This is a genomic window from Bartonella massiliensis, assembly GCF_902150025.1.
GTDB classification, from domain to species: Bacteria; Pseudomonadota; Alphaproteobacteria; order Rhizobiales; family Rhizobiaceae; genus Bartonella; species Bartonella massiliensis.
On record NZ_CABFVS010000060.1, the window covers coordinates 1 to 6,757 of the forward strand.

Annotated in this window: 11 protein-coding genes; 5 read left to right on the top strand and 6 right to left on the bottom strand. The window is 36.4% G+C overall.

Going from position 1 to position 6,757, the window contains the following annotated elements; translation table 11 throughout:
• Positions 1 to 263: 263 nt before the first annotated feature.
• The 4 genes from FNZ60_RS09300 to FNZ60_RS09315 form a co-directional block, all read right to left on the bottom strand.
• The gene (locus FNZ60_RS09300; protein ID WP_142417274.1) at positions 264 to 584 is read right to left on the bottom strand and encodes a hypothetical protein; all 321 of its coding nucleotides are present in this window, start codon (positions 582 to 584) and stop codon (positions 264 to 266) included.
• Between the two features lie 181 nt (positions 585 to 765).
• On the bottom strand, positions 766 to 1,152 hold the full coding sequence (locus FNZ60_RS09845; RefSeq protein WP_185913573.1) for a hypothetical protein: 387 nt from the start codon (positions 1,150 to 1,152) through the stop codon (positions 766 to 768).
• A complete protein-coding gene (locus tag FNZ60_RS09310; protein WP_142417275.1) occupies positions 1,136 to 2,356 on the bottom strand; it encodes a DUF1376 domain-containing protein in 1,221 nt (406 codons plus the stop codon). Before FNZ60_RS09310 ends, FNZ60_RS09845 begins: the two co-directional genes overlap by 17 nt.
• A complete protein-coding gene (locus FNZ60_RS09315) occupies positions 2,346 to 2,825 on the bottom strand; it encodes a crossover junction endodeoxyribonuclease RuvC (protein WP_142417276.1) in 480 nt (159 codons plus the stop codon). The genes FNZ60_RS09310 and FNZ60_RS09315 overlap by 11 nt, the downstream gene beginning before the upstream one ends.
• A 126-nt stretch (positions 2,826 to 2,951) precedes the next feature.
• Between FNZ60_RS09315 and FNZ60_RS09850 the strand changes: the two genes are divergently transcribed.
• Positions 2,952 to 3,638, top strand: coding sequence for a hypothetical protein (locus FNZ60_RS09850; RefSeq protein ID WP_185913578.1), 687 nt, complete (start codon positions 2,952 to 2,954; stop codon positions 3,636 to 3,638).
• On the opposite strand, the gene FNZ60_RS09325 is transcribed toward FNZ60_RS09850, so the two are convergent.
• Together FNZ60_RS09325 and FNZ60_RS09330 are read right to left on the bottom strand one after the other, a co-directional pair.
• Positions 3,625 to 3,819 (bottom strand): hypothetical protein, encoded by a 195-nt coding sequence (locus FNZ60_RS09325; RefSeq protein ID WP_142417277.1) that lies wholly within the window; start codon positions 3,817 to 3,819, stop codon positions 3,625 to 3,627. The genes FNZ60_RS09850 and FNZ60_RS09325 overlap by 14 nt on opposite strands.
• A gap of 141 nt (positions 3,820 to 3,960) precedes the next feature.
• Complete coding sequence (locus FNZ60_RS09330; RefSeq protein WP_142417278.1) at positions 3,961 to 4,323, bottom strand: hypothetical protein; 363 nt, start codon at positions 4,321 to 4,323, stop codon at positions 3,961 to 3,963.
• Positions 4,324 to 4,409: 86 nt separating this feature from the next.
• On the opposite strand from FNZ60_RS09330, the gene FNZ60_RS09335 reads away from it, so the two are divergent.
• The 4 genes from FNZ60_RS09335 (at position 4,410) to FNZ60_RS09350 (ending at position 6,726) form a co-directional block, all read left to right on the top strand.
• Entirely contained in the window at positions 4,410 to 4,748 is a 339-nt protein-coding gene (locus tag FNZ60_RS09335) for a helix-turn-helix domain-containing protein (protein WP_246054790.1), read from the top strand.
• A gap of 246 nt (positions 4,749 to 4,994) precedes the next feature.
• A complete protein-coding gene (locus FNZ60_RS09340) occupies positions 4,995 to 5,369 on the top strand; it encodes a hypothetical protein (protein WP_142417279.1) in 375 nt (124 codons plus the stop codon).
• 73 nt (positions 5,370 to 5,442) lie between these two features.
• Positions 5,443 to 6,180, top strand: coding sequence for an antA/AntB antirepressor family protein (locus FNZ60_RS09345; RefSeq protein WP_142417280.1), 738 nt, complete (start codon positions 5,443 to 5,445; stop codon positions 6,178 to 6,180).
• Between the two features lie 12 nt (positions 6,181 to 6,192).
• Positions 6,193 to 6,726 (top strand): LbetaH domain-containing protein, encoded by a 534-nt coding sequence (locus FNZ60_RS09350; RefSeq protein WP_246054792.1) that lies wholly within the window; start codon positions 6,193 to 6,195, stop codon positions 6,724 to 6,726.
• Positions 6,727 to 6,757 lie beyond the last annotated feature (31 nt).

Here is a 6,757-nt window from a genome sequence, read left to right on the forward strand (position 1 = left end):
AATAAAGGCGCCGGGCGCTAGAAACACGGCGATAAGTCCGCTGTATGCTTTCCCCTAAAAAGGGTATTGTATGGCATAACCACACCCGACATAAATCATCATACGCTATTCAGAGCATAAAAGACAGTCAGTATTTTAAAGAATGGGAAAGATCTTATCGTGATCTACCCGCTTATCGCTTAAGTGTTTCTACACACTTGATGCTTTTCTAAAGGAACATCTCTTTAATGTCAACATGCCTTTGCAATTTTTTTCACTTTTTGTCATTTTGATAATTTTTTGATTTTTTTGTTGATCTCATCAATGAGAGGTTCGTAATTGAGAACGCTTTTAGGTACCGTACCACCGTAAACCCATGCTTTCACTTGCGCTTTAGTGCTAAAATCCGCATTCTCTGGTATGGTGTAATACTGACCACCATCAAACTTTTCACACTCTCTTGTGCCATCTTCATATTCATAGAGGTTGTAAAAATACTCTGCTGCTCCATCACCCCAAGGAACATAACCAACAGCTGTTGCAACAAACTTCTTTTGCATGAACTGTTTACGGTTTATTAAGGATAAATATTTTAAAATTGGCATGTTTTAATCCTAATTTTACCTATGGGCTTATTTTGTCTCAAATTTGACCGTACAGAGCGTTTTATATTGCAGATGTTGTTTTCATCATAAAATCTTTAAATCGCGCTGTAAGGTACCTTTTTGTCGATTTAAACGCATATCTAATCATAAAACGATCAGCACTTTTCACTATTTTGCTATTTTAAGCTGCTTTTGAACGATCATTGTTATGACGGTCTTCATCGGGCTTGCCTATTCTCGTGAATGAAATGCGTTTACCACCCAATGCCTTGTTGCGTGTATTTTCAATGGCTATAAAAACTTTCTTAGAAGCTCCAGAAAGCCCGCCTTCCAAATCACGACAATACTGCGCAAGATCAGCAGATGTTGGTACAAACGTTGTTGACATACCTTTGGCTTCTCCACGTATAAGATTTTTAACAGCCTGCAACAAAGCCCATAGTGAAATGCCGTTAAGAGCAGCGATATAAGCCTTTGCACGTGCTTGTGGATTTGAAACTTTTTGCATGGTCAAACCACCTTCAAGCACATCAAGAGCCTCTGCAATGTCTTCAACAGACGCTTTCAAGGTAAGTAAGTTTTGGACTGTCTGATAGGTTGTGAAAGCTTGTTCCTCTAGTGCTGGTGTCAATTTCACGCCATTGATCAAGGTCCATGGATATTCCCTTGTGACGTATCGCACCATTTGATCTGCAATGCTTTGAAGTGGATTCACTAAATCCTGCATCACGTATAAGGTTACGGATTGTCTCTCCGGTACCACCACGAGTTCTTTGATCTTTTGAAAAGTTTCCATTGTTTCCACCATTGTTGTTTGTGTTTTTTGTTTTTTCTAAATCATCAACCGCCCTGCGTACCCAATTACGCCATGTTGCTTGCCAATCGGTTTTGGTTGCATTTGCTCCGGCTTTTGAACGCCAGTAATCTTTAAACTTTGCGATTTCGACTTTGATACGCTCTGGAGGCAAGCCCTCTGCAAGTGCAAAATCGTAATCGGGTTCAAAATCAGCAGGGATACGACAACCCCGATTAGCTTTTGTTCGTTTTGCTTTTTTCGAAACGCTTTTTTGCTCGTGAATGGGAGGTTGGTTTTCTGATGATGTTTCGATTTGTTCTGATTGGCTTTTGAGAGCATCATCTTCTGTTGGCTCTTCAACCAAATCGTTTGTTTCTAAATTTTCAGAATTAATTTCTTTTTTTGCTAATACGATAGTATTAGTTTTTTTATTATATATGTTATTGTTATTGTTAATGGCATCATTAAGCATTGCATTAGCATTGCTTGTAGCATGCTTAAGCATATCGTTAGCATCATGCTTAGCATCCTTAAGCATTGCTTTAGCATCATGCTTAGCATCCTTAAGCATTGCTTTAGCATCATGCTTAGCATTTTGATCATCGCTAATTGTTTTTTCTTTATGATGTTTTGCCCATTTTGCTTGCGCTGCCTTCTGTGCTCTCTCTGAAAATTTATTTATATTTTCATTTGAGTTATTGAGTTCTTCCTCAACATCTGAACTCCACAAACGACCATCTTCTAAAGAAATGATGTGCCCAGATCTAAATAAATAATCTAACGCCTTTTCAAATCTTTTTACTGTACAACAAGTAAAATGAGATAATACTCGTGAATCATTCAAAAGAGGTTCACGCGTGTGTAACATTCTTATTCGCAACTTCACATAAACATTGACTTCCATAGGTGGTAAATCAGAAAGTTTAAATAGCCACTGATCTGTATTAAGTCTCGTCCATGGTATTTTACTGGACATATATACCCCCTTCTTTCTTTAAATATAAAATTGCCAAAGCATCTGCTTCGTTGTCATCTTTAGGCGCGTGTCCTTTTGCACACACCGCCTTAATCATTTCTTTTTTTGAAGCATTTCCTTTTCCCGTTGTTCCTTTTTTAATCGTACCAACAGGAATACCTTCATACGGTATCTGATGATGTTCACACCAAGCCGTTAAAGTTGCTAGAAAGCCACCGTAAACATGCGCTGCATCAGTACCCACATGCCGGCGTACTTCTTCAAAATACACGGCATCAATTTCATCAACAGACCTCTTTAGTTCAGAAAGCCATTTCTTAAAGCGCAGATAACGCATACCACCGCCTTCAAAACGGCGTGATTGAAAATGTTCTGTATCGCTTGTTATGTGACCATCAGCACCGCATATAGCCCAACCAGTCTTGGTACCTAGATCAAGACAGAGAATGGTTTGTGCATGAGTGATCATAATCCCCCCTTAAGGCTGTTGTGTGTTTATGCGTACGTCATGACAGAGCGTGTTGTGATTGCCCGTCTTGCAAAAATGTTTGTGAAAAAGTAACCTCTTAATGATTCTAAAAAAGTGGGGGAATTTATGATGCAAGAAGAATGGATAAAGATATTTATTACAGGTTTTTTGTCATTTATTTCATCTCTTTCTGTGGCTCTTATTTTAAGACACAAAGACCAGAAAGAAGCAGCCAAAATCCGCAAAGAAGATTTAAACAATGTAGAAAGGCAATTAGAGCAGCTAAAAAAACAAACTGAAGCAGAAAAAGAGCATGTCTCCATTTTATGGGCGGAAAAACAAATACGAGATTTGGGTCCAAAGTTGGAGGTTACTATGAAAGAGTCAACAGCATACAAATATGACAAAGACTTCTTCATAGAGGTCAGTGGCATCATAAAAAATCCTACAGAGCAAACAATGAAAATAAATAATTTTCGGTTATATAACGAAAACCCATTTGCGTTTGATAAAGGTGCTTTTTTGGGAAAATATCCAATGCATTTAGAACCAGAAAATGAAAAGTATATATCCTTAAAAAGTCCTCTTATAGCAGATTTAGAAACACAGCAGATCTTCGATTTTTTTAATTTAGATGCATCTGAAGAAACAGAATTTTCTTTCACAGTTCGCCACCTAAAACCAGATATCGTAAGCACACCAATTTTTATCATTGAACACACTTCATCAAATCATGCAGAGAAAATACTTGAAACTACTTTTTGGCCCAGCTTTTTACTACCACTCGAGGAGAGTAGTCTCAAAAGCGGTTAATTTTTTCCATTAAATCTTTTTGTGTTTGAATTAAATCTTCTTGTCGACGTATTATGTTTTTCATTATTTCATCCGTCTCTTTTTCTTGCGTTTCCGTCATTTTATAAAAGTAAAAGCCAGAAAAAAACATGATTACATTGACTATAAAAAACGCAATCATCGTCGCCCAACTGGAATCCATCTTTATTTCCTTTCTTCATATTGTGACTGTATCGTCTTATTTTCTTCTCCTATCTGTTATTGTACCAATGAAAAAATACAATAATATTCAAAACAATAACCGATATGGATAGTAATGATATTGCTAAACCGTAATCCATCTTTATTTCCTTTCTTCATATTGTGGCTGTATCATCTTATTTTGTTCATACGGTTTCTCACTCAAACTCAAACCGTTGACAAAAGAAGACGGTGGGAGATACTCTTCTTTGTTCATCAAATTTTGCAAACGCTCAGGGTAGAAAAAATCTTCGGGACGCAAGTCAATATTATGTTTACGAGCATAATTTAAAAGCATGACTTGATATTTAGCCGGAATAATTCCACCTTTACCTTCTCTTTTTTCAAGAGAATAAGCCCATTTTCTAACTACAATAACATTACGATTAACAATATTTGCAACCTTATGATGCCCACCAAGATATGTAATTATAAGTTTCGCTGTTTCTGTATATGCTTTTATCATAATCAATAAAAATACGATATAAGGAACATTTAGTCAATACGATAAACGTATTTTTTTGTTTTTTAATATTGTAAGGTTTTTTAAAAATGGTAAATAACTCAAGTATGGTTAAACAAAGAGAACTAAAAATTTGGATAAAGCAAGAACTCGATAAAATGGGCCGTGGAAGTCAAGCAAAACTTGCAGCCCATCTTGGAGTGCGTAGACCAGCTATATCTAATATTGTCAATCTTGATCCTAATAAAGAAATGAGAGACGTTAAAGCTGATGAGCTTGTTAAAATTATGGAGTTTTTTAAAGACTCTTCACCTGTTTCTGGATTTTGTTCGGATGATTTTCTTTATTTGTATTCTCAAGCAAATGATTCTGAGAAAAAGATTGTTGAGGATCTTTTAAAATCTTTGCTCGCAGCACGAAATCTATAAAAGCTGTTCTTTCATTTTCTGCTAATTTATTTAGCATTACAGATAGTTGTTTTTTACTTTCACTGTCCAACATAAATTCCCTATTTAAATTTTGAGATAATAAATAATCATGTGGATTATAAATATATAAAAATACGTTTATCGTAATTTTTTTTCTTGACATCTTATTACGAAAAACGTATTTTACTTTCATAAACCACAAACAAGCTCTTGCCAATAGGCAAAGGCATTAAGGGAGGAGAAATTATGGAAAAGCCAATTCTTATAAATTCCGATGAAATTTTATTAGTTACCTACGATGATGATCAAAACATTGCAGAATCTGGACCGCTTGATGCAAGTCAAATTCTAAGCATTGTTTATGAGGGAGATGATGCCATCCAAATCTTTCGTATAAATCCTTCTGAAAAGAGTTGTGAAGATATCTCTGAAGAAATTGCAGAAGCATATGTAAAAGACAATATCGACCGTCTCCACGAGGGGGGTGTATCTTATGAGTTTATACGTGAAAGTGATGCTTACCATGACCTTTTATCTGATTTAGAAAAACAAAAATATGAAGATGAAATGTACGGTACTTATGAACAACAGCACCGTTTGCGTCCTTGTGATGTGCTTTAAAAATTCTGAAGGGCGCGTTTAAAAGCGCCCCCTTCCCCCGTCAATATTTGGTAATTAACGAAGAGATCATAAAATGGATAATCCTATCGCTATTACAAATAACACCATTAATGAAGAAAGCGTTCAAACAGTCAATGCCCGTGATTTACATGCGTTTTTAGAAAGCAAACAAGATTTCTCTACTTGGATAAAAAAGCGCATCATGACATACGCTTTTCTTCAAGGGCGGGACTTTATTCGCTTCCACAAAAAAATGGAAGCGAACAATGCCATAGCAGTGGAATATTATCTTACCTTAAACATGGCTAAAGAACTCGCCATGGTAGAGCGTAATGATAAAGGAAAACAAGCCCGTCAATACTTTATCGAATGCGAAAAGCGTGCAAAGCAGGTAGCAGCCCCACAAATCGACTATTCAAGCCCCAAAGCTATGATTGGCTTTTTGAATTACCTCCAAGGGCAAATAGACCAAAAAGATAGCATGATTGAAGATTTAACACCAAAAGCAATGGCTCTTGAAAGTTTACAACGCCATGATGGGCTCTTTGGTCTTACAGAAGCGGCTAAAATCCTCGAGATGCAACCAAAACAATTCATTCAATTCTTACAGAAAAAAGGTTGGGTTTACAGACGTACAATAGGTGGAAATTTGCTCCCTTATCAAGACAAAATCCAAAAGCAACTAATGGACTGTCCAGCCATTACACTTCAAACCACGAGTGGAATAGAAAAAGTCATTCCTTGTGCAAAAATTACCACTAAAGGCATGGGGCTGCTGTCTCAAGAACTTAAAAGACAAAGCATGCATTAAGAGGAGGTTATCATGATAAAAAAGAAATATAAACTCACTGATGAAACAATAAAAGTTGATGGAACAACGCTTTATCGCATACGCGTCTTAAAAGATTTTGATGATGTCAAAGAAGGCGACCTTGGAGGCTTTGTCGAGAGTGAAAGAAATCTTAGCCATGATGACAATTGCTGGGTTGGAGGCAATGCTTGTATTTATCAAAATGCAAAAGTTTATGAAAACGCCAAGGTTTATGATGATGCCAAGGTTTATGGTGATGCTAAAGTTTTTGGTAAGGCAAATGTTTTTGGTGATGCCAAGGTTTATGACAATGCCCAAGTTTCTGATCATGCCAAGGTTAATGGCAATGCACAAGTTTCTGGGAATGCCAATATTTATGGCGATGCCCGTGTTTACGGTAAAGCAAATGTTTCTAGTGAAATGAAGATTTACGGCAAAGCTTGTATTTTTGGTGATGCACGTGTTTATGGTGACGCAAGAATTTATGGTTATGCACAAGTAACTGGAAATACAAAAATATCCATAATGGACCCTCTTTTTACGTAGGGCGATAATCATGTATAGATATGAAATTAAG